Here is a 21,274-nt window from a genome sequence, read left to right as displayed (position 1 = left end):
TGATACTGGGATAGGTTTTTTCCTCTATACTTGGTATAATAATTTAGATTAAACATAAAGGGAGGCAAAAAAACATGGACTTCTTCGGACCAAAATCCATACCGTTATACTTTATTTATGGATTAGCCTTTTTTACCATGGGTATCTCCGCTCTTCAGCAAAGTAATAAAAAAATAAGTAACTTCCCTTTAATGAAGGCACTGATCTATTTAGCGGGGTTTGGAGTTATACATGGTCTTTCTGAATGGGTGTCTATGATTATTATAGCTGATAGTTACCCAGAATATATAGTCCAGCAATACCAGTTTAAAATGTTCTTAAATGCAACTTCTTTCGCATCGCTATTTGCCTTTGGGTTTGCATTATTTGAATTTAAAGATTATAAGCTAGAAAAACTAAAAAAAATACCTTGGGTATTATTAACCATCTGGGCCTTAGGTTTTTTTATAATGGATTGGCTATACCCAGATGTTGCTACAAACATAAAATACCCAATGTATAGTACCATGTCTAGGTATTTTATCGGGTTACCTGGTGGAATTTTGGTTGCTTATGCCTTGTACCAAAACTCAGAGGCCATGCGGAATCTAAATCTTAAAATTATATCAATAAAGTTTAAAGCCTTAGCTGTGGTTTTTTTGATGTATGGAATTTTTGCAGGACTAATTGTTTCACAACAAAATTTTTTCCCAGCAAATGTTATTAATAAAAATGTCTTTGAGATAATTTTTGGAATACCCATTGAAGCTGCGAGGACTTTTTCAGCTATATTAATTACCTTCTTATTTATAGACATTATTAAAATATTCACATGGGAAGTAAACGAGAAGATATCTAGATTAATTCAGGTTCAAGCTGCTACCCAAGAACGAAGAAAGCTTGGCAGGGAGCTTCATGACGTGTTGATACAAAAACTATTTGCTACAGGCTTAAGAGCTGAATTTCTAATGGAAGATGAAGATAATCCAGGAAATAAGGAGCAACTGATTGAAATTAAGGAAGACCTAAATGAAGTGATATCTGACATTAGAGGTTTCATAGCAAGATTTTCTCCCCAAAAAATAGAAGTTGAGGATCTCAAGGCTAATATAACGGAACTGGTAGAAAAATTTCAAGAATGGAAGACAGTACTGATAAAACTCAACTATGAAGTTCCTGCCATAGCCCTAGGACAACTATCTAACGAAAAATTGACTCAAGTGTACTATATTGTACAAGAAGCGCTAAGTAACGTGATCAAGCATTCCAAGGCAACTGAAGCCGAAGTTACCATTAAATCAACCCTAAGGGAACTTATAGTAATTATTTCAGATAACGGGGTAGGTGTTGATTTAAAGTCCATTAAGTCCGATAGCTTTGGTATTAAAAGTATTAAAGAGAGAGCTTCATTGGCTGATGGCACTTTGGCAATCAAAGCAAATATTATGGGAACAACTATTACCTTAACAATTCCATGGGAGGAATTCCTAAATGACTAGAAGGGCAAAGATATTACTAGTTGATGACCATTCTGTTGTAACATGGGGGATCAAATCCCTAATAGAGAGGAACACTGATCACATAGTGTGTGGTGAAGCTCAAAATTTATATGATGCCTACGAACTAGTGGAAGACTTAATGCCTGAACTAGTTTTGCTAGATATAAAATTACCCGATGGTGATGGGGTAGCAGGTCTTAGAAGAATAAAAAAAATTTCACCTGCCACAAAAGTTATTATGCTTACAGCATATGCTGAAGAGGATATTGTTCAAGAGACCTTGAAAGCAGGGGCAAATGGGTATTTGTTGAAAAATATAGATAGTAAGACCATACTGAAGGCAATTAATGATGTTTTGTCAGGCAAAATGGTAGTTGATAAATCAGTGGATAAAAAACATATAAGTGATAATAGCTTTGTGAACAAACACGAGAATATATTAACACAACAGGAATTGAAAATCTTACAGCTTGTGGCAACTGGTAAATCAAACAAAGATATAGCCGAAGAGTGTTTTCTAGCTGAAAAAACAGTGAGAAACTATGTGAGTAAAATCCTATCTAAGATTAATGTAAGTAACAGAACCGAAGCAGCTTTATATTGGAAAAGGAAGAAATCCCTGGATTAACAACTTGGGACATTTGCCATATTGTATGCTTATCTGTGAAATAGTAAGATAAATATTGCACAAGGATAACTTAAATGGAGGGAATACAAATGAGAAAACTATTAGTTTTAGTGTTGATTATGTCAAGTTTAGTTTTTACAGCATGTAGTTCAGATTCGGATGCTGCTACAGCTATGTGGGAAGACGGAACATACACAGGAGCTGCAAAGGGTTATGCTGGAGAGATCGAAGTAGAAGTAAAAGTCACTGGTGGGGAAATCGTTGAGGTTAACATACTAAACCACAATGATACACCTGGAATATCAGATGGGGCTTTTAAAGACACTCCTGGAGCTATTATAGAAGCACAAAGTGCTGATATTGATGCTTTAACAGGTGCTACTGCCAGTAGCCAAGGAATTGTGGATGCAGCTAAAGCTGCTTTAGAGCAAGCTAAGAAATAGTTGGTAAGGGTTATGTCTACGACATTGCCCTTTTTTTGTTCGCAAATAGTGTTAGTGTTGTCTTGTTATAGTCAGTTATAATTTAAATTATCCTTTGTAAAAAGCAGATTAGTATGATATATTATAAGCGAGATTGCAGTATTGTGTATTTACACTAAATCATTGTTTAGAATTAGGAGGGGAAAAATGGAAACGGTGATAAGACTTGCAAATACATATGATGCCGAAGAATTATCTTTGATGAACTATGAGTTCAATGATGTAAAAATTAGGACTGAACAAGTGAGAAAAAGTCTTAGGAAATCCGATGAGATAATCGCTATAGCTAAAGTAGGTGAAAAACATGCGGGGTTTGCCTGTGCCCAAAAATTTGACTCTTTCTGCTATGAAAAGCCCCAGGGAGAAATAACTGAGGTTTATGTAAGAAAAGAGTATCGAAGAAAAGGTATAGCCTCGGCTATGGTAGAATTCTTAGAAAAAAGACTATCATCAGTGGGAGTTGGTGAAATAAAGATTCTTACAGGTATAAATAATGAAGCAGCCATTAAAACGTATACCCTATCTGGATATAAAAATAAAACTAAAGTTGTACTAAAGAAAGACTTTTAGTATTGCTTATTATACCCATAGGGGGTATAATAAGCTTGTATAATAATAAAGGGGAGTGATTTTTATGGCGTTAATCGAAGTTAGTTTTCCAGGTGGAAAAAAGGTAGACGCAAGTATTAAAGGATTTACCATAACAACAGATCAGCCTGAAATAGCAGGGGGAGAAGGGTCTGCACCGACACCATTTGACTTGTTCTTATCATCCATAGCTACCTGTGCTGGGTTATACGCAGTAGGCTTTTGCGAAAGTAAAGGGATCAACACAGATGGATTAAAACTAGAATTAGACGTGACTAGAAATCCAGAGTTAGGGCTTGTGGACAATGTTGAATTAAAGCTAACACTGCCGGAAGTATTCCCAGCAAAATACGAAAAAGCCATAATTCGAGCAATGGACCTATGCGCAGTAAAAAAACACATGATGACACCACCAAACTTTGACATAGTAACAGTAAAGTAGAGGATAGGGTTCAGGCTTCAATTATCCAATATTGGATAATGAAGCCTGAACCCTATTGACAAAAATAGCCAAGCCTTGTATTATTGTATTAGTAATAATTACTAATAGGGGGAAGAAGAATGAACACAAACATTAACTATGAAGGTCTAATATCAAAAATAGGTGACTGTTGTTTGACACCAAGTAACTGTGGTTCCTGTAAAAAAGGCAACTGCTTAATTGGGTATTGTAGACAGAGCCTAACATCTTGTTTAAGGCAACAGGATGACTTTTTAGATGGGGGTCTAGATCAAATACCCAATAATGATATGAAGGTATACGATGATGACACGGTTGTTAGTTCATTAGCTTATTTACTTAAGCAATGCAGAAACTGTAACCTGTATCATGACGAAGATTGTATAATCAACATAGTTCGTTCTACATATGAGATAATTTTGTTTGGAGAGGCCTTAGATTATAAAGGAAGTACGTTGATGTACTTAAATGATATGAAGAGTATAGATCCATCAATGGCAGATAGGGTCATGATAGCTTTTCAAAATGTTAAGTAATAGAGAGGATGGGTAAAATGAAAAGAGAGTTAACATTAGAAAATGTAATTGGTGAAGCGAAAGGCACTGCCCTTGAGCGTATAGTAAAACAAAACTTTACAGGTGAGACATCGGAAGTTGGTATGTATTTAGCAATGGCAAGGTTAGCGCAAAGGGAAGGATACCCCGAGATAGCTGAGGTTTTAAAAACCATGGCATGGGAAGAAGCAGAACATGCAGCACACTTTGCAGAATTTAACGGCATTATCCAAGAAGACCTATTTGCTAACATTCAGCAAATGCTAGAAGGGGAAGTTTTCGCCAATCAGTCTAAAAAAGAAGCAGCAGACAAAGCCCAAGAACTTGGCCTAGACTCTCTAAGAGACTACTTCAATGAAGCAGCAAAAGACGAAGCACGCCACGCAAGAATGTTAGAAGGCATCCTAGCTAGGTATAGCAAGTAATATGCGGGGTCTACCATAGATTATGGTAGACCCCGTTTCTTATAGTAGTTGAATTCCTGCCTTTTGGCATTCTTTAATCATCTCATCACTCCAGACGCTGGATTGTACTTCGCCTATATGGGCTTTTCTTAGGAAATACAGACAGATGCGAGATTGTCCTATACCCCCTCCTATGGTTTGTGGCAGAGTACCTTCAAGGAGTTGTTTATGAAAGTCTAGGGACATTTTTTCTTTAGCATTTGCTTTTTCCAGCTGTGACAGAAGTGTCTTGCCATCAACCCTTATGCCCATGGATGAGAGTTCTATGGCACAGTCCAACATTGGGTACCAGAATAAGATGTCGCCATTTAATGACCAATCATCATAATCAGGGGATCTACCATCGTGGGGAATACCAGACCTCAGCACTTCACCTACTTCAAGTAGAAAAACTGCACCTTTATCCTTTGTAATGGCATGCTCCCTTTGTTTTGGTGAAAGGGAAGGATACAAGTCTTCTAATTCTTGTGTTGTGATAAAGTGAATCTCCTCTGGCAAAATTGGTTTGATCTGTGGATAAAGACTGGTGACGTAAGCTTCTGTGGACTTAAATACTTTGTAGATTTTTCTAACAGTCATCTTCAATGTATCCTTATTGCGCTGGTCCTTTGAAATGATTTTCTCCCAATCCCATTGATCAACATAAATGGAATGAAGGTTGCCTAGCTCCTCATCCTTGCGAATGGCATTCATGTCAGTGTACAAGCCTTCTCCCATTTCAAACCCATACCTAGCTAGTGCCATACGCTTCCACTTTGCTAAGGAGTGGACTATTTCAAATTGGTGGTTTTTAACTGCAGGAGCGGTAAAAGATACAGGTGCCTCCACACCACTTAGGTTATCATTCAATCCCGTATGGTTAGCTACAAAAAGAGGTGCAGAGACCCTAGTAAGGTTCAGTTCCTCCGCCAGCTTTCTTTCAAAATAGTCTTTAATCTCTTTAATTGCTACTTCTGTTTCCCTAATGCTCAATAATGGTTTGTACTGCTGCGATAATTTTAAACATGTCATGAAATAAAACCTCCTCATTATTTTATGGTACAAAAAAAGCCTTTCATCCCTATGAAAAGGGACGAAAGACTTAAGCTTCCGTGGTGCCACCCTAGTTAGCTGTTTTGCTACTACGCAAAGGTATCTAAAATAAAAAAAGCTTTCATCCCTATAATAAGGGACGAAAGCTTTAACTTCCGCGATACCACCCTAGTTAGCAAAATACGCTCACTTAAATACGGTTCTATCAAACCGCCCTGATGCTAACGGTACAGGCTCCGTCTAAGCCTACTTTCCTTAAAGGATTTCAGTTAGAAACTCCGAGATGTTATTCAATATAGCCTTCGTATTGGTCTCCCACTATCACCAACTCGCTGAAACTAATCTCTACATTTACTTCTTCTCATCACAGTTTTTATTTATTAATTATTATTTTAGCAATTTAGCAAACTAAAGTCAAGGGGTACCACAAGGAATATATTGACAATGAGTAACAATTAGGATACTATGAATATATGAATAAAAATAAAAAAAGTTCATAGGGGAGAGTATTTATGGCTAAAGGCTTTACTGAAAGAGAGAAAATAATAATAACCAATAACCTGCTAGAAAGGGGAAAGGAACTTTTTAGTGTATTTGGAATTAAGAAAACCTCCATTGGTGATCTTACTAAAGCTGTGGGCATTGCCCAGGGATCTTTTTACAGCTTTTTTAACTCTAAAGAAGAGCTTTACTTTGAAATACTAGAGAAAGAAGAAAAAATTCTTAAAGAAAAGATCCTCAAAAATTTCAATATATATGAAGCTGATGCAAGTTCATTTAAAGATTTTTTGCTTTCTGGTCTTAGGGAAGTAGAAAAAAATACTTTTCTGAAAACATTGTACAACAGAGATGAATTTGAGCTGATAGTAAGAAAGCTCCCTGAAGAAAAAATAGCTAAACATATTGCAACAGATGGAGATGACCTCTTACCCTTAATTCAGTATTGGCAGCAAAAGGGAATGATGGAAAAGTTTAATCCTGATGCTATTGCTGGTGTGATTAGAGCTTTATTTCTGCTATCAACTCATAAAAAAGAAATTGGGGATGGAGTTTATGATGAAACCTTGGAGCTCATTATTACTCTAATAGCAAATGGTTTATTTAAGGGGAGGGAGTAGTGTGATATCAGTTAACAATTTAAATTTTTCTTACTCTAGAGCAAAAGTTAAAACACTGAAAGACATTAATTTTAATATAAAAAGAGGGGAAATTTTTGGTTTTTTAGGTCCATCGGGCTCTGGAAAAAGTACCACACAAAAAATACTTATCGGAACCCTTAAAAACTACTATGGTTCAGTTAAGATTGATAACAAAGAACTAAAGAAACTTAAAAAAGATTATTATAATAAAATAGGTGTAGCCTTTGAAAGTCCTAACTTCTACTCTAAATTTACAGCTGTGGAAAATCTTAATTTTTTTGGTTCACTTTTCTCATCGGATATCAGTGACATAGACATACTGCTTGAATCTGTAAATTTGCTGGAATATAAAAATATGAGGGTTGGGCAATTTTCTAAGGGAATGAAAATGAGGCTAAACCTTTGTAGGGCACTAATTAATAATCCAGATATTATATTTCTTGACGAACCCACTTCAGGTTTAGACCCAGTTAATGCAAAAAGAGTAAAAGATATTATATTGCAAAAAAAATCTGAAGGAAAAACCGTATTTCTTACTACACATAATATGAATGTAGCAGATGAGATTTGTGATAGGGTAGCTTTTTTGGTGGATGGAGAAATAAAGCTTATAGACTCTCCTAGGCAGTTGAAACTAAGCAGAGGCAACAAAAATGTAGTCGTTGAATACAAAGGAGATGATATTGTTGAAACAAAGCAGTACTCTATGGATCAGCTTCTAGATAATCAGGATTTTCAAAGGGTTATGCGAACAAAAGATGTAGAACGAATTTATACACAAGAAGCTAGCCTAGAGAGTATATTTATAGAGGTAACTGGGAGGGAGCTTACATGAAAAAAAATGGGTCTTCCCTTTTGCATGATATTAAATTTCAATTCCGGCATGGATTTTACATTGCCTATCTAGTCGCCAGTATTGTTTATGTTGCTATTTTGAGATTGTTACCCCTTGAGCCAAGGAATTTTATTCTGCCTATAATACTGTTCACTGACCCAGCAGTACTAGGATTTTTCTTTATATCCGGAATATTCTTTTTGGAACGGGATCAAAACATATTAGAGAATTTATTTGTGACTCCCTATAGCATAAAAAACTATATATTAAATAAAGTGATTTCACTTGGTCTTATAACGTATTTGAGTAGTGTTTATACTGGTTTTATCTGGTGGCAATGATGTAAATTGGATTTTATTTACTATAACCATTCTACTTACAGCAACTTTTTTTACTCTCCTAGGTTTTATTTTAGTTGTGAGAACCAAGAACCTTAATTACTATATGATGTACTCTGGTGTGTTTTTGCTTATTTTTTTTCTGCCACTAACTCAGTACTTGGATATTTTTGAGACGTTTCTTTATATACTCATTCCTACCACTCACACTATTGAGTTACTGCTAGCATCATTATCACAAACATATACTAGTCTGTTGTTTCCAATAGCGTATTTACTAGTTGGTTGTTACTTCGCGTATAGAGGTGCAGTATGGAGTCTTCAGGGATATGTCATATCAAAAATCGGGGGTGGGAACAAATGAGGAAAATAATTAGTCTCGGGGCTAGGGATTATAAAAATTTGATCCGTGACTATGTTTTACTTATTTCGTTTATGGGGCCATTATTATTGACATCATTTCTATACTTTGTTTTACCCATAGCAACAGAGTTTCTACTGGAGCAACTTAACTTTGACTTAAAAGTTTATTATCCACTTATATATGTGTATCTTATATTATTTACACCAATGATTATAGGAGTTTTTACGGGGTTTATTATATTAGATGAAAAAGATGATGATATATTATCCTATATATCTGTTACAGAACTAGGGAAAGCAGGTTTTATCTCTTATAGGATAATTAGCCCCACTATAATTTCAATAGCCATGTCAGCTATCACTGTAAACATACTACCACTAGCGGAAGTATCAATGTCTAAAACAGTGGCAATGATACTAATAGCGTCACTGGAAGCACCACTGATAGCTCTGTTTTTAGGAAGTTTTGCAGCGAATAAAGTTGAGGGATTAGCCTACTCAAAGGGCTTAGGACTTTTAAATATCGCGCCTGCCGTAAGCTTTTTAGCCCAAGGAAACTGGAGGTATATGGCAGGGATTTTACCACCATTTTGGATTAATGAGATAATAATGGGAAAAAATATAATAACAACTATAACTTTCGCCACAGCCATACACTTTGTGTATTTGTACTTGTTAGTTAAGAAGTTTAGCAAATAAAAGGGTCAGCTTGATTAATCAGCTCTGACCTCGGAGGATGGTTGAGAATATGGACAATAAAAATAAGTTTGATAAGAACAATTTAAGGAAAAAGCTAAGCCCAACCCAATACAGAGTAACACAGGAAAATGGGACTGAAGCGCCTTTCAAAAATGAGTTTTGGAATCATAATAAGCCAGGGCTTTATGTGGATATTGTTTCAGGGGAGCCACTCTTTACTTCCTTAGATAAATTTGATGCAGGATGTGGATGGCCTAGCTTTACTAAGCCTGTTGATAGAAAGCAAATTAAGGAGAAAGCTGATTTTACCCACAACATGCACCGCATTGAAGTGCGTAGTAAGGACGCAGATTCCCACCTTGGCCATGTTTTCAATGATGGGCCATTAGAAGAAGGTGGGTTAAGGTATTGCATTAACAGTGCTGCACTTAGATTTATCCCCCTTGAGGATATGGAAAAGGAAGGATATAAGGACTTGATAAAAGTATTTGAAACCTAGGCCGCCTTGCCTGGGTTTTTGATTATGTAATAAACATTCTTATAGAAATTTTGTAATAAACAAGGAATGAAGAAATATTTAAAGAATAATATGGGAGAACTACTTTATAAACAAGGGGGTATAAAAATGGGACAGGAAACAGTTATACAAATTCGAGATCTCACAAAGAAATACGGATCAAAACAGGTATTAAATAGTATCAACCTTGACATCCATAGGGGACAGATAATAGGTTATATCGGGCCAAATGGTGCAGGTAAAAGTACTACTGTTAAAATTCTTTTAGGGATAGTAGAAGGATATAAAGGAAGTATTAAGGTTTTTGGTGAAGAAATTAATGGAGGAAGCACTGATTATAAGCTTAAAGTGGGATATGTTCCAGAATCAGGTGAAATTTATGATGCACTAACTGCATATGAGTACCTAGAATTTATAGGTGAACTTTATGGCATGGACCCAGATGAAATAGACAAAAAAGGACAACGATTAATGGAGTTGTTCGGAATTTTAGATGTGTACTATTCTCGTATTTCCTCTTACTCCAAAGGAATGCGCCAAAAACTCCTAATCATCGCAAGTCTAATACATAATCCAGACATACTGTTTTTGGATGAACCACTCAATGGTTTAGATGCTAATAGTGTTATGGTATTTAAAGAAATTTTGGCTGACCTAGCCAGAAATGGGAAAACAATTTTTTACTCTTCACACATTATGGAGGTTGTGGAAAAAATAAGTAGCAGAATTATTCTAATTAATCAAGGACAAATAATTGCTGATGGTACCTTTGATGAACTCAAGGAAATGAGTAAGGAAGGTTCCTTGGAAAGTATATTTAATCAGTTAACTGGCTTTAATAGACATAGTGAAATAGCTACTGAATTTGTTAAGGCTATTCAAGGGGTGTAATTATGAAGGATTTCTTTATACTACGGTTATTGGATAAGGGGGAGTACTTATTTACTAAACTAGGTGTGAACTACAGAACCCTTAGATCTATACTAAATGTAAAGCTAATAATGGATGAACGCAGGGTGCCAACAGTTTTGTCAAATGATGAAGAGAAAGAAGGGAATTACTTCAAAAAATCCCTATTTATCTATGCTTTGATGGGTGTTTTTATGCTGGTCTTTATGATTCCCTCTTTTCCGCTGTTTTTTAAAATGAGCATTATTTACGGGCTGCTTTTGTTTATGATCATTTCATCTTTAATATCAGACTTTTCCTCGGTACTTTTAGACGTAAATGAAAAAAATATCTTGCTGCCTAAACCAGTAGATTATAAAACGTTAAACATGGCCAAAACAATACATGTCCTTATCTACCTACTTACCATTTCATTGGCTATAAGCGGACCACTTATAATTGCTGGGACAATAATATATGGTATTAGTTTTTTGGGTATATTCTTAGTTCAACTTTTTTCCTTGCTGGGATTTTCCATATTTACAACTTCTTTGCTATATTATCTAATCTTACGGCTATTCGACGGCGAAAAGCTTAAGGATATTATAAATTATTTCCAGATAGGCTTTACCCTCCTTGTAACCTTGTCATATCAATTTGTAGGTAGAGCCTTTGGATTCATTGACTTAGATATAGTCTTTACTCCTAGATGGTGGACTTATATTTTACCACCTACTTGGTTTAGTGCACCATTTGTTGTGTTATTAGATAAAGATTATTCAACATCTATTATATGGCTATCCATATTAGGGGTAGTGGTTTCTATATGTATGCTTGTAATTTACCTCAAGTTGATAGCTCCTTATTTTGATAAGAACCTAGCAAAACTAAGCGATAACAGTGGTAAGCTTTCTGCAAAGGCAAAAAAGAGAGCAATGAGAAAACTATTATTATCAAAGATTTTTTTAAAGGATAAAAATGAGCAGACTTTCTATAAATTTACCAAGAGAATGATTGCCAGTGAGAGAAAATTTAAATTAAGACTATTTCCATCCTTGGGTTTTTCTGTTATATTTCCACTAATATTCTTATTCAACAACGTAGGATATGGCCAGTCCTTTGAATCCTACCTTGATAGTATGAAAAATAGCAGCACCTATTTCGTACTCTATGTTTCTCTAATTATGTTGATATCTGCTTTACCCATGATAAGTATCAGCGAAAAATATAATGCTGCCTGGGTCTATCAAGTGATTCCATTAAACAGTGGTACACCTATATACTCCGGGGCAACTAAGGCTTTAGTAATCAACTACTTCTCACCAGCTTTTATGATATCAAGTGGTTTGTTTGTTTGGGTATTTGGGGCTAGAATTCTACCTGACTTACTGATAATTTTCTTTAACCTATTACTCCTTATTATGTTCGTAACACTAGTGACCCCTAAGGACCTACCATTTTCCCAAGATTTTAAGTATATTAAGGACAAAAGTACAAAGACCTTCTTTTACTCCATTGGTTTTATCATAGTGTCAGTAGTGGCACATTTTCTAGTCAGAAGGGCTGCATTTGGTTTATACATTTATATGGCTATCTCAATGATTGCTATAAAATTCTTTTGGCAGAGAGCATTTAAGTAAAAAATAAAAGGTCAAGCCTCGCTAATTAAAAGCCGAACTTGACCTTAAATATTATCTTTACCTAATTAAATGTTATTAACTAACCTAGACATGGTAATGAATGTCTCTTCAATTTCATCTAATGTAACATCATCCTCAGGAAGTGTATCTAAATAATACAGAGTTAATTCTAAAATAACGTCAAATCTATTCCTTTGAGAGGTACAATTGCAGTTGCCCATGGAATCATCCCCTTTTTGTATGTTACTAAACTATATTAAATCATATAGGGAAAAATGAATTTTATTTGCAAAACAACCACACGCCTAAATATTGATACTGGAGAGGGAGAGTTTAAAAGGTGTTTAATAAGACATAAAGAAAATTGACAAGGAAATTCGACATTATGCAATTTCACAAACATATTCCGGAAAAATGGCTCAGTCCCCTAAATAGATTAGCACAAATTGTTAATGAAAATTTAAAGATTGTTAAAAGTCCTTTTTAAGGGGCTTTTATTTTTATTATTAAGAGTTGACAAGCCTACTAATAGTTTGTATACTAACTATTAGTAGGCTAACTAAATAAATAGGGGTGACGTTGTGCAAATTTTAAATAACTTTTTACTTTCTTTAATGAATTTATTTTACAACTGGACAAGTAGCTATGGGCTTGCAATAATACTATTAACTTTGGCATTTAGGATAATTATATTACCGTTAAATATTAAGCAAATCAGAAATACTCAAGCCATGAACGCACTTATCCCTGAGCAAAAAAAAATAGAAAAGATATATAAGGAGGATAAAGAAAAACTAAGTCAGGCTACAATGGAACTATACAAAAAATACAATGTCAGTCTTTTTTCTGGGTGCTTACCTATGCTAATACAACTACCTATTCTCATTGCCATGTTCAGTGTAATACAACAAACTAGCAATTTTACTAGCACTATGTTTTTAGGTATTGACTTAGCAGTTCCTGATAAGCTTTTTGGTATAACTGGTTTGCTACCCATACTAGCTGGTATAACAACTTATATTCAATCAGTGCAAACATCATCTACCAGTACAAGTAACCAGGCGTCAAATGGCACATTGACCACTATGAATAAACTCATGCCATTGATGATAGTAATTTTCAGCTCAACAATGGCGGCAGGTCTGGCCCTCTATTGGTTTGTGGGTAATGTATTATCCATAGGGCAAAATTATATCATAAGTAGATATTTTGTTAATTTACCCAACACTGCAGAAATAATATAAACATTAATTGAGGTGAAAAAATGAATAGAGAAGCAAATTTAGGATACTTACTTAGTAAGGCCGCAAGGCTAACAAAGTGGGAGTTGAATAATAGACTTACAGATATAGGCCTTACTTCCACACAGTGGGGTGTACTGCATTTACTATATCAGTATAAAGAGACAGATTTTGTTGCCACACCCGCAGCCATTGCAGATAAACTACATTCTGATAGACCCACTATTTCAGGTATAATCGATAGGTTAAATAAAAACGGCTGGATTTTAAGAGAAACAAACCCAGATGACAGAAGGTCTCAGTTGATAAGCTTAACAGAAAAAACACTGGGGTTAGTGTCGGAAATGGAAAGGCTCAGTGATGAAACAATGAATTCTGCTGTTAGTGACTTTTCAAAAAAAGAATTAGAAGAACTGGCAAGATACCTTTCAAGGATTATAAACAATCTCACGACAGAAAAATAGGAGGAATAAAGATGGGGAAGAAGATTTTAGTAACTGGAGTGCCAGGTAATGTAGGAAGCGCAGTAGTAAATAACCTTATTGAGTATGGATGTGAGGTTAGAGCAGCGGTTTATAATATTGAGCGAGCTAGGGGGGAAGTAGATAGTAATGTCCAACTGGTAAGGCTTGATTTTGAAGATCCAACGACCTATGAACCAGCACTAGAAGGTATAAATAAGATATTTCTCATGAGGCCACCAGCCATATCAGATATGAAAAAATACATGTTTCCATTTATAGATAAAGCTAAGGAGATGGGGGTAGAGCATGTGGTATTTTTATCTCTTTTAGGTATCGAAAAAAACCCGATTCCTCCCCACTATAAAGTAGAAAAATATTTAGAAAAATCAGGAATAGACTATACCTTTTTGAGACCAAGCTTTTTCATGCAGAACTTAAGTACAACCCATAGGGATGATATTAAAACAGAGGGAAATATTTTTATTCCTGCAGGTAACGCGAAAGTTAGTTTTATAGATGCCCGTGATATTGGGGAAGTGGGTGCTATTACTTTGGCAAATAAAGGACATGAAAATAAGGCATATACACTAACTGGACCAGAGGCTATTACTTACTATGATGTTGCTGATATTTTCACTAAAGAATTGGGTAGAAAAGTTAGATATACTAACCCAAATCCATTGAAGTTCAGAAATACAATGATTAGAAAGGGTACCCCAAAAGCCTTCGCTAATGTAATGGTTGGGCTATACTTAACGACTAGGTTTGGAATGGCAAAACTTGTTACTCCACAGATGGAGAAAATACTCGGTAGAAAGCCTATTTCAGTAAAACAGTTTATCCAAGACCATATTGAATGCTGGTAAAAAAGACAGGCTACACTAATTTCCCCATTGAGAAATTAGTGTAGCCTGTTATCATTGTTACTTAACAAACATTACAGTATTTTTTACGTCATAAGTGTCAGTATTTCTGTGATCCATACTTCCCAACCTTTGACATAGACCATAGTCGGAATAAAAACCCCTCAACTGATCTTCAACAATGTCGTAGGTGGAACCAAATAAGAACATGCAACCTTGTAAAGTATCAGACTTAATGGCATCTAATAGGGATTTTAAAACATCGTAACAGCCAGCTCGCAAATCAGAACGTTCGTTTAGTACAAGCTGAAGGTCATCTACAATTATAAGGATACCTGAAAAGCCTATGTATTGTACTAATTTTGCAAAGGCTTTAAGGAATTTAATTGGTTCATGCTGTTTTTGATCCAAACCTTTATCACCTACGGTACAATTATCTTCGTTTTTCCCCATTAACAATGATGCTAGGGCAGATGAGGATTCACTGTCGCCATTAATTTTAGATTTAATATAGGACAAAAAGGCTTTAGCAAAAACTACACTGTGCTTTTCAAGCTCAGATATTATTGAGAAAATTTCACCTTGAGCAACATTCTTGTCGGGGTAACTTCTAATTCTCTCTAGCCATATTTGGAAAATAGCCTCAAAGCTTGTGGGTGTTATAACACCTTGCCTTTGAACAATTAGGTTTTGCATGATGTTACTATATAACTCTTGTAATGAAGTTACTTTAAACTCATTACTGATTTTAATTTCCGTCAACACAAAATTATTATCAAGGCCTTGTTCTTTTGTTGAATTTATTATAGTCGAAGTTGAGTTGTCATCCTCACTGCAAATAATTTTTAATGATCCGTAACCCCTATTTACTACTTCAAGGCACCTACTTATTTCTGCAAGTTCATCATGAAAATCTTCCGAGGATAGGTTTTTTAAGCTTGACATAGGCACCTCCAAATATAATACTTCAGATTATATTATAAAGAACAAATTTGAATTAGACAAGTTTAAAAGGGGGCAAGTTATCTAAAAAGATAACTTGCCCCGTGACTATCCGTACATATTACATCCTTTTTATTCTTCTTCTATAACTTCCATGATTTTCTTAAACTTATTTATGTCCCTAATACGTTTTTGTTTACGTTGGGAAACATGAAGACTTTTGATAAGTGAAATGGTCATTACAATTAGTACAATGGCAAAAGGAAGCCCTGTACTAATAACAGCTGTTTGCAGTGCATTTAGTGCCCGCTCTCCACCAATAAGAAGAAGAACAGCTGCAACCATACCTTCTAAACATGCCCAGAAGACCCTCTGGGAAGCTGGGGTTTTAAGCTTACCACCTGATGTGATTTTATCAACAACCAGTGAACCTGAATCAGAAGAGGTTACAAAATACGAAATAATCAACACCGTGGCTAAAACCGACAGTACTATCCTAAGTAAGCCTGCTAAAATAGGCATATTTAAGATGTTAATCATTTCAAAAAGGGCAACGGGTAAATTGTCCTGTACAACATTAAATAAAGCTCCATCGGATGCTGCATTTAAAGATATGGCAGTTCCCCCAAAGACAGAGAGCCATACAAATGACAAAAGTGATGGAATAACTAAAACAGCTAACACAAATTCCCTGATTGTCCTACCCTTTGATATTCTAGCTATAAAAAGACCTACGAATGGTGACCATGAAATCCACCACGCTAGATAGAACACAGACCAATCACCTTGCCATGTCTTATCCATTATGGATACATAAAAGGAGGAGCTGATTAGACCGTTTAAATACAAGCCCAAAGAGTTAGAGAATAGGCGAATAATATAGCCTGTGGGACCTAAAATGAGTATTGCTAACATAAAAAATGCGGCAATTTTTATGTTCATTTCAGATAAGAATCTAACTCCTTTATCGATACCAGAGACCACTGAAATTGTTGCAATTAGTGTTATTGCCACAATTAGTATAACTTGTACTATTACATTGTTAGGAATACCTATTAGATAACTTAAACCACTATTAACCTGCTGTACACCAAGACCTAAAGAAGTGGCCAGGCCAAATAAAGTAGCTATAACCGCAAGGGAATCTATCAAATCACCCCAAAATCCAAAAACCCTATCCCCTAAAAGTGGATAAAATACTGACCTTAAAGATAGTGGGAGATTTCTATTATATGCAAAAAAAGCTAATGCCAAAGAAATTAAAGCATATATTCCCCAGGGATGCAGTCCCCAATGGAAAAAAGTTGTTGCCATGGCAGCGTAAGCATTGTTACTATGTTCAAATATAGGTGGGATGAACTCAGAATGATAAAGGGGTTCACCAACGGCCCAAAACATAAGTCCTATACCCATTCCTGCTGAGATAAGCATGGAATACCATGAAAAATTACTAAACTCTGTATCACTATGTACACCACCGATTTTTATGTGACCAAGCTTAGAAAAAGCAAAAAACAGGCAAACTACTATAAAAAAATTACTAGATAATATGAAAACCCAATCAAAATTAGTGATTATATAGTCTCTCACCAGTTCGAACATTCGATTTGCATGATTTATGTTTATCAATGCATAAAGTGAGAAAACCAATATAAATACTCCTACTGATAAAGAAACTACTGGGTTTAAATCTAACCCGTTTTTGTTATAGTTCCTCTTATAAAGTTTTTCTTCAAGTTCCTTGCTACTAATGTCATCTTTTTGCACTATTATCACCCTTTCAATCTATGTAAAAACGCAAATACTTTTATATTTTATCAAAGTGCCATATATCTGACAAATGAAGTAAAACATTGTTTGTGTTATTTTGCCAATAAACACGGGGTTTTAAACATAGTGAAATTTTGTTAAAGACTACATAAAAAAAACAATATATATCCAGATTATAGGTATTGATACATGATTTAAAGGGAAATCTATGGGAGATAAAAACCGAAAGGAAGATGGCTACGTGAAAGCAATAGTTTACGAAGGTGTAAAGGATGTTAAAGTCAAGAATGTAGGCGACCCAGAGATAATCAATCATGATGATATTATAGTAAAAGTGACTTCAACAGCAATTTGCGGCTCAGACTTACATCTTATTCATGGAATGATACCAAACACCCCGAAAGGATTTATTCTAGGTCACGAAACCATGGGCATTGTAGAAGAAGTGGGATCAGATGTTACAAAAGTAAAAAAAGGTGATAGGGTTATAATCCCGTTTCCCGTATCATGTGGGGATTGTTGGTTCTGTGACCACGATTTATACACACAGTGCGACAATTCAAATGCAAATGGTGAAGTGGGAGGGCTATTTGGATATAGTAAAACTTTTGGTGGATATGATGGTGGCCAGGCTGAATACTTAAGGGTTCCATATGGCAATGTAGGCCCAACGGTTGTTCCTGAAGAGCTAACAGATGAGCAGGTCTTATTTTTGACAGACATACTTCCTACAGCTTTTTGGGGCGTAGACAACTCAGGAATGAAAAATGGTGACACTGTTGTAGTGTTAGGATGTGGGCCAGTAGGTCTACTTACACAAAAGTGGGCAGCATATAAAGGGGCAAGTAGGATTATAGCTGTGGATTATATAGACTATCGTCTAAAACATGCAGAAAAACACAATCAAGTAGAGACAATTAACTTTGATAAATTGAAAAATACTGGTGAGTACATTAAAGAAATTACCGGTGGCGGTGCCGATGTGGTAATTGACTGTGTCGGTATGGATGGAAAAATGAGCTATGTGGAAATGGCTGAAAGTGCACTGAAGCTTCAGGGTGGTTCAAAATCTGCCATCGAAATTGCAACACAAGCAGTTAGAAAAGCTGGTACAGTATCCATGGTAGGTGTATATGGCGCAAGATATAATATGTTTCCACTAGGTGATTTTTTCTCAAGGAATATAACACTGAAAATGGGACAATGTCCTGCACACGCTTACGTTGACCCAATTTTAGATCTCATTAAGAACGAAAAATTTGACGCCACAGACATAATCACACATAAACTTCCCCTAGACCAGGGAGAACACGCCTACGAGATATTTGATGCAAAAAAGGATGATTGCATCAAAGTTATCTTAAAGCCTTAATAAAAATAGGGGGTCTTGCTTCAATTATCTATTATTGAATAATTGAAGCAAGACCCCCGGAAGAAGGAGCGGAAAATGAATAAGACAACAACGGCACTAGTTATAAAATTTGTACTTACGTTCGGAGCAGCATGGATGGCATTTGCACTGGTTGACAATAATCACTTTGGATGGGTGTTAGTATTAGCTGTTATTGGCACAATAGTGAACTATCTAATAGGTGACTTAATTATTCTTGCACCATTTAGAGCTGTTGTTGCTGCTGTGGGTGATGGTCTGATGGCAATTTTGTTAGCTTTTATCTTAGATATACTGACACCAAACTCTGAAACAAGTTTTTCGGGATTACTAGCTTTTGGAGCATTGATCATATTCGCTGAGTACTACTTTCATATTTACATCCTTGAAACAGATAATGTGGAAAACAAAAAAAGATAGGCACAACAAGAATATGGGTTGTTCTAATTTTTAAGCATATAAGGGAATATGTGTGTGAAATAAGATATAATTTAAAATTTACAAGGAGGATTGAAATGGGAAAAACAGTTTCAGCATTATTTGTAAAGTTCATCTACACAATGGGAGCGGCATGGATTGCATTAAGATATATAGACACAAACCCCGGAATGTCCATCTTTTTTTCAGCAGCCCTGGCATTTGTACTCAACTATGTAGCAGATATAATCATCCTGCCATCAAGAAGTAGTTTGATGACAACAGCAGCAGACTTCATATTAACATTTGCATCGGCATATATCGTAAGCCTATTGGTCCCACAGTTTAACCCAAACCTCATAGGAGTACTGATATTTGCATTGATAGTGGCAGCCATAGAGTACTTCTTCCACTCATACCTAATGAGCGAAAAAGAAATAGAGCCGAAATAAAAAAGGGGGGTCAGGCTACAATTATCCAGTAATGGATAATTGTAGCCTGAACATCCCGTTGATTTTGTCAAGTATAGATACTAATTTTCATATTTTTGAATTGCTTACTTTATATGTAATTATGTAGGTAAACATATCCTACCATTGAAAATCACTGTTTAAATTTTTAAATTTTAGCAGTGGTTATTTTTCTATTTCTTTTTGTATATACATACGATCATTCTTAACCATACTCCATATGACCCTTGTTAAATGGCGTCCCAGTGATCTTAGTGCTTGATTATATTTCTTGCCCTCAGCCCGTTTTTTTTCATAGTATTTCTTCGATTGGTCAACCGACCGTATGTGAATACCTAGTGCAGCCATCATCGCTTTTTTTGCCCTCTTATTGACCTGTCTCGGTGTTTTGGTACCTTGGTAGTCTCCAGAACTATTGTCCACTGGTGCCATCCCTAGATAGATTGCAAGACCAGCTTCAGATGTAAACCTTTGCATTGTACCAATTTCTCCTGCGATTTCACAAGAGGTTACTATGCCAAAACCAGGTATGCTCTCAATGATTGTCGCTAACCGAGATTGCTCAAGTAATATCTTCATCTGACTTTCCATCAGTTCTATCTTTTTCTTTAGTTCTAATATTCGTTTAGCATCATCATATATCATTGGACCTACCCAATCTACTTCTTTGCCAAAAGAAGCTATTTCTTGCCAAGAGACAATCTTTTCTGAAAGCGCTTTACCAATACCAGGTAGCTTCTGTAAGGTTGTTCTCCTTACTTTCGCTGTTTTTCTAAGGTCAGATTTTAAGCTTAAAAGCCTTAATACATAATCTGCACTAACATCCTTAAATACATCAATAAATCCAGGGCATACAGATTGTAAATCTGCTTGCATACGATTAAGTAATGTCACTTTTTCATCAACTAATTGGCGCCGTCTACGACTTATGCGTTTAAGTTTGATTTGAGTTTCTTCTACATCATAAACTTCTTGAAGCGTTTCTTTAGCTTGTCCCATAAATGGTACCATGTTCATCAAGGTTACGATTTCTTTAGCATCAATACTATCGGTTTTAGCAGGGGCTGAAAATATTTCTTTAAAACGAGCTAGCTTTAGATTATTAACATTTAAGAGTTTATACCCTTTTCCTTTAATCATCTGATCAAGGGGCCTTGCGTAACCATTTGTACCTTCCATTCCTACTGCTACATTAGATACCTTAAGTTGGCGCGCTTGGTTAGCAATACGACTAAAAAAGTATTTGAACCCATCTTCGTTATGGGGAATCTCAAATTGGTCCACAATACCTTTAGCGCCTCCAATTGCTACATGATGTTTGCGATAACCTACATCTACACCAACTAAAAGTTGTTGCTGTTGCATGTTTTTCCCTCCCACCTAATTTTTGCACCCAAGTGTGTTGTAATCCAACGTTACGTCTACCAACAGAGCCACTTCCCGTAGGACGGCATCATCCCGGTCAACTTTACGGATACAACAAAAACGAGGGCGGCATTTCAGGACCGAGTTAACTCATAAATGAGCAACTAACCCCAGGAGCCACACCCTCGTTTAGTTATATTTTAACATATATTGATTACTTTTTCGAGGGTATGACCATATATTTCTA

At 35.7% G+C, this 21,274-nt stretch carries 25 protein-coding genes and 1 other annotated feature; of the genes, 20 read left to right on the top strand and 5 right to left on the bottom strand.

Annotated features, from left to right (window positions below; translation table 11 throughout):
- Positions 1–74 precede the first annotated feature (74 nt).
- The 7 genes from HYG86_RS03815 (at position 75) to HYG86_RS03785 (ending at position 4,615) form a co-directional block, all read left to right on the top strand.
- Positions 75–1,478 (top strand): sensor histidine kinase, encoded by a 1,404-nt coding sequence (locus HYG86_RS03815; RefSeq protein ID WP_213167622.1) that lies wholly within the window; start codon positions 75–77, stop codon positions 1,476–1,478.
- Positions 1,471–2,106 (top strand): response regulator, encoded by a 636-nt coding sequence (locus tag HYG86_RS03810; protein ID WP_213167621.1) that lies wholly within the window; start codon positions 1,471–1,473, stop codon positions 2,104–2,106. The genes HYG86_RS03815 and HYG86_RS03810 overlap by 8 nt, the downstream gene beginning before the upstream one ends.
- 89 nt (positions 2,107–2,195) lie before the next feature.
- Positions 2,196–2,549: an FMN-binding protein gene (locus tag HYG86_RS03805; protein ID WP_213167620.1), complete on the top strand. Its 354-nt coding sequence runs from the start codon at positions 2,196–2,198 to the stop codon at positions 2,547–2,549.
- 186 nt (positions 2,550–2,735) lie between these two features.
- On the top strand, positions 2,736–3,158 hold the full coding sequence (locus HYG86_RS03800; protein ID WP_213167619.1) for a GNAT family N-acetyltransferase: 423 nt from the start codon (positions 2,736–2,738) through the stop codon (positions 3,156–3,158).
- Positions 3,159–3,222: 64 nt separating this feature from the next.
- Complete coding sequence (locus HYG86_RS03795) at positions 3,223–3,618, top strand: OsmC family protein (protein WP_213167618.1); 396 nt, start codon at positions 3,223–3,225, stop codon at positions 3,616–3,618.
- A gap of 119 nt (positions 3,619–3,737) precedes the next feature.
- Positions 3,738–4,172, top strand: a complete 435-nt coding sequence (locus HYG86_RS03790; RefSeq protein WP_213167617.1) for a hypothetical protein — start codon at positions 3,738–3,740, stop codon at positions 4,170–4,172.
- A 17-nt stretch (positions 4,173–4,189) separates the two neighbouring features.
- Positions 4,190–4,615: a ferritin-like domain-containing protein gene (locus tag HYG86_RS03785; RefSeq protein ID WP_246451877.1), complete on the top strand. Its 426-nt coding sequence runs from the start codon at positions 4,190–4,192 to the stop codon at positions 4,613–4,615.
- Between the two features lie 39 nt (positions 4,616–4,654).
- On the opposite strand, the gene asnA is transcribed toward HYG86_RS03785, so the two are convergent.
- Entirely contained in the window at positions 4,655–5,665 is a 1,011-nt protein-coding gene (gene asnA / locus HYG86_RS03780; RefSeq protein ID WP_213167615.1) for an aspartate--ammonia ligase, read from the bottom strand.
- A gap of 153 nt (positions 5,666–5,818) precedes the next feature.
- Positions 5,819–6,063 (bottom strand) — a binding site (T-box leader).
- Positions 6,064–6,198: 135 nt separating this feature from the next.
- On the opposite strand from asnA, the gene HYG86_RS03775 reads away from it, so the two are divergent.
- The 7 genes from HYG86_RS03775 (at position 6,199) to HYG86_RS03745 (ending at position 12,105) form a co-directional block, all read left to right on the top strand.
- Positions 6,199–6,804 carry a TetR/AcrR family transcriptional regulator gene (locus tag HYG86_RS03775; protein ID WP_213167614.1) on the top strand — a complete coding sequence of 202 codons (606 nt, stop codon included), beginning with the start codon at positions 6,199–6,201 and terminating at the stop codon, positions 6,802–6,804.
- A 1-nt stretch (position 6,805) separates the two neighbouring features.
- Positions 6,806–7,660, top strand: coding sequence for an ABC transporter ATP-binding protein (locus HYG86_RS03770; RefSeq protein ID WP_213167613.1), 855 nt, complete (start codon positions 6,806–6,808; stop codon positions 7,658–7,660).
- Positions 7,657–8,001 (top strand): fluoroquinolone export ABC transporter permease subunit, encoded by a 345-nt coding sequence (locus HYG86_RS03765; protein ID WP_213167612.1) that lies wholly within the window; start codon positions 7,657–7,659, stop codon positions 7,999–8,001. Before HYG86_RS03770 ends, HYG86_RS03765 begins: the two co-directional genes overlap by 4 nt.
- A gap of 357 nt (positions 8,002–8,358) precedes the next feature.
- Positions 8,359–9,060 carry a hypothetical protein gene (locus tag HYG86_RS03760; RefSeq protein ID WP_213167611.1) on the top strand — a complete coding sequence of 234 codons (702 nt, stop codon included), beginning with the start codon at positions 8,359–8,361 and terminating at the stop codon, positions 9,058–9,060.
- 49 nt (positions 9,061–9,109) lie between these two features.
- Positions 9,110–9,559 (top strand): peptide-methionine (R)-S-oxide reductase MsrB, encoded by a 450-nt coding sequence (gene msrB, locus HYG86_RS03755; RefSeq protein ID WP_213167610.1) that lies wholly within the window; start codon positions 9,110–9,112, stop codon positions 9,557–9,559.
- 126 nt (positions 9,560–9,685) lie between these two features.
- Positions 9,686–10,468, top strand: coding sequence for an ABC transporter ATP-binding protein (locus HYG86_RS03750; protein WP_213167609.1), 783 nt, complete (start codon positions 9,686–9,688; stop codon positions 10,466–10,468).
- Positions 10,469–10,470: 2 nt separating this feature from the next.
- Positions 10,471–12,105 (top strand): ABC transporter permease, encoded by a 1,635-nt coding sequence (locus HYG86_RS03745; protein ID WP_213167608.1) that lies wholly within the window; start codon positions 10,471–10,473, stop codon positions 12,103–12,105.
- A 65-nt stretch (positions 12,106–12,170) separates the two neighbouring features.
- Here HYG86_RS03745 and HYG86_RS03740 read toward each other — a convergent pair whose 3' ends face one another.
- On the bottom strand, positions 12,171–12,326 hold the full coding sequence (locus tag HYG86_RS03740; protein WP_213167607.1) for a hypothetical protein: 156 nt from the start codon (positions 12,324–12,326) through the stop codon (positions 12,171–12,173).
- 393 nt (positions 12,327–12,719) lie between these two features.
- Here HYG86_RS03740 and HYG86_RS03735 point away from each other — a divergent pair, with 393 nt between their 5' ends.
- From HYG86_RS03735 to HYG86_RS03725, 3 genes are read left to right on the top strand one after another with little or no spacing between them, the layout of a single operon-like run.
- Positions 12,720–13,349 (top strand): YidC/Oxa1 family membrane protein insertase, encoded by a 630-nt coding sequence (locus tag HYG86_RS03735; RefSeq protein ID WP_213167606.1) that lies wholly within the window; start codon positions 12,720–12,722, stop codon positions 13,347–13,349.
- Between the two features lie 20 nt (positions 13,350–13,369).
- Positions 13,370–13,810, top strand: coding sequence for a MarR family winged helix-turn-helix transcriptional regulator (locus HYG86_RS03730; protein WP_213167605.1), 441 nt, complete (start codon positions 13,370–13,372; stop codon positions 13,808–13,810).
- A gap of 11 nt (positions 13,811–13,821) precedes the next feature.
- On the top strand, positions 13,822–14,676 hold the full coding sequence (locus tag HYG86_RS03725) for an SDR family oxidoreductase (protein WP_213167604.1): 855 nt from the start codon (positions 13,822–13,824) through the stop codon (positions 14,674–14,676).
- A gap of 57 nt (positions 14,677–14,733) precedes the next feature.
- On the opposite strand, the gene HYG86_RS03720 is transcribed toward HYG86_RS03725, so the two are convergent.
- Both HYG86_RS03720 and HYG86_RS03715 read right to left on the bottom strand, forming a co-directional pair.
- A complete protein-coding gene (locus HYG86_RS03720) occupies positions 14,734–15,618 on the bottom strand; it encodes a BREX system ATP-binding domain-containing protein (protein ID WP_213167603.1) in 885 nt (294 codons plus the stop codon).
- A gap of 129 nt (positions 15,619–15,747) precedes the next feature.
- Positions 15,748–17,382 carry a BCCT family transporter gene (locus tag HYG86_RS03715; protein WP_213167602.1) on the bottom strand — a complete coding sequence of 545 codons (1,635 nt, stop codon included), beginning with the start codon at positions 17,380–17,382 and terminating at the stop codon, positions 15,748–15,750.
- A gap of 244 nt (positions 17,383–17,626) precedes the next feature.
- Here HYG86_RS03715 and HYG86_RS03710 point away from each other — a divergent pair, with 244 nt between their 5' ends.
- The 3 genes from HYG86_RS03710 (at position 17,627) to HYG86_RS03700 (ending at position 19,644) form a co-directional block, all read left to right on the top strand.
- Positions 17,627–18,757: a zinc-dependent alcohol dehydrogenase gene (locus tag HYG86_RS03710; protein WP_213169093.1), complete on the top strand. Its 1,131-nt coding sequence runs from the start codon at positions 17,627–17,629 to the stop codon at positions 18,755–18,757.
- Between the two features lie 75 nt (positions 18,758–18,832).
- Complete coding sequence (locus HYG86_RS03705) at positions 18,833–19,195, top strand: DUF2512 family protein (RefSeq protein WP_213167601.1); 363 nt, start codon at positions 18,833–18,835, stop codon at positions 19,193–19,195.
- 95 nt (positions 19,196–19,290) lie between these two features.
- Positions 19,291–19,644: a DUF2512 family protein gene (locus HYG86_RS03700; RefSeq protein WP_213167600.1), complete on the top strand. Its 354-nt coding sequence runs from the start codon at positions 19,291–19,293 to the stop codon at positions 19,642–19,644.
- A gap of 183 nt (positions 19,645–19,827) precedes the next feature.
- Here the strand turns inward: HYG86_RS03700 and HYG86_RS03695 are convergent, their stop codons facing one another.
- A complete protein-coding gene (locus HYG86_RS03695) occupies positions 19,828–21,027 on the bottom strand; it encodes an IS110 family RNA-guided transposase (RefSeq protein WP_213167592.1) in 1,200 nt (399 codons plus the stop codon).
- Positions 21,028–21,274: the final 247 nt, after the last annotated feature.

The sequence above is a fragment of the Alkalicella caledoniensis genome (genome assembly GCF_014467015.1).
Lineage (GTDB): Bacteria > Bacillota > Proteinivoracia > Proteinivoracales > Proteinivoracaceae > Alkalicella > Alkalicella caledoniensis.
The sequence above is the reverse complement of the archived record's forward strand: the minus strand, read 5'-3'. Positions and strand labels throughout refer to the sequence as shown.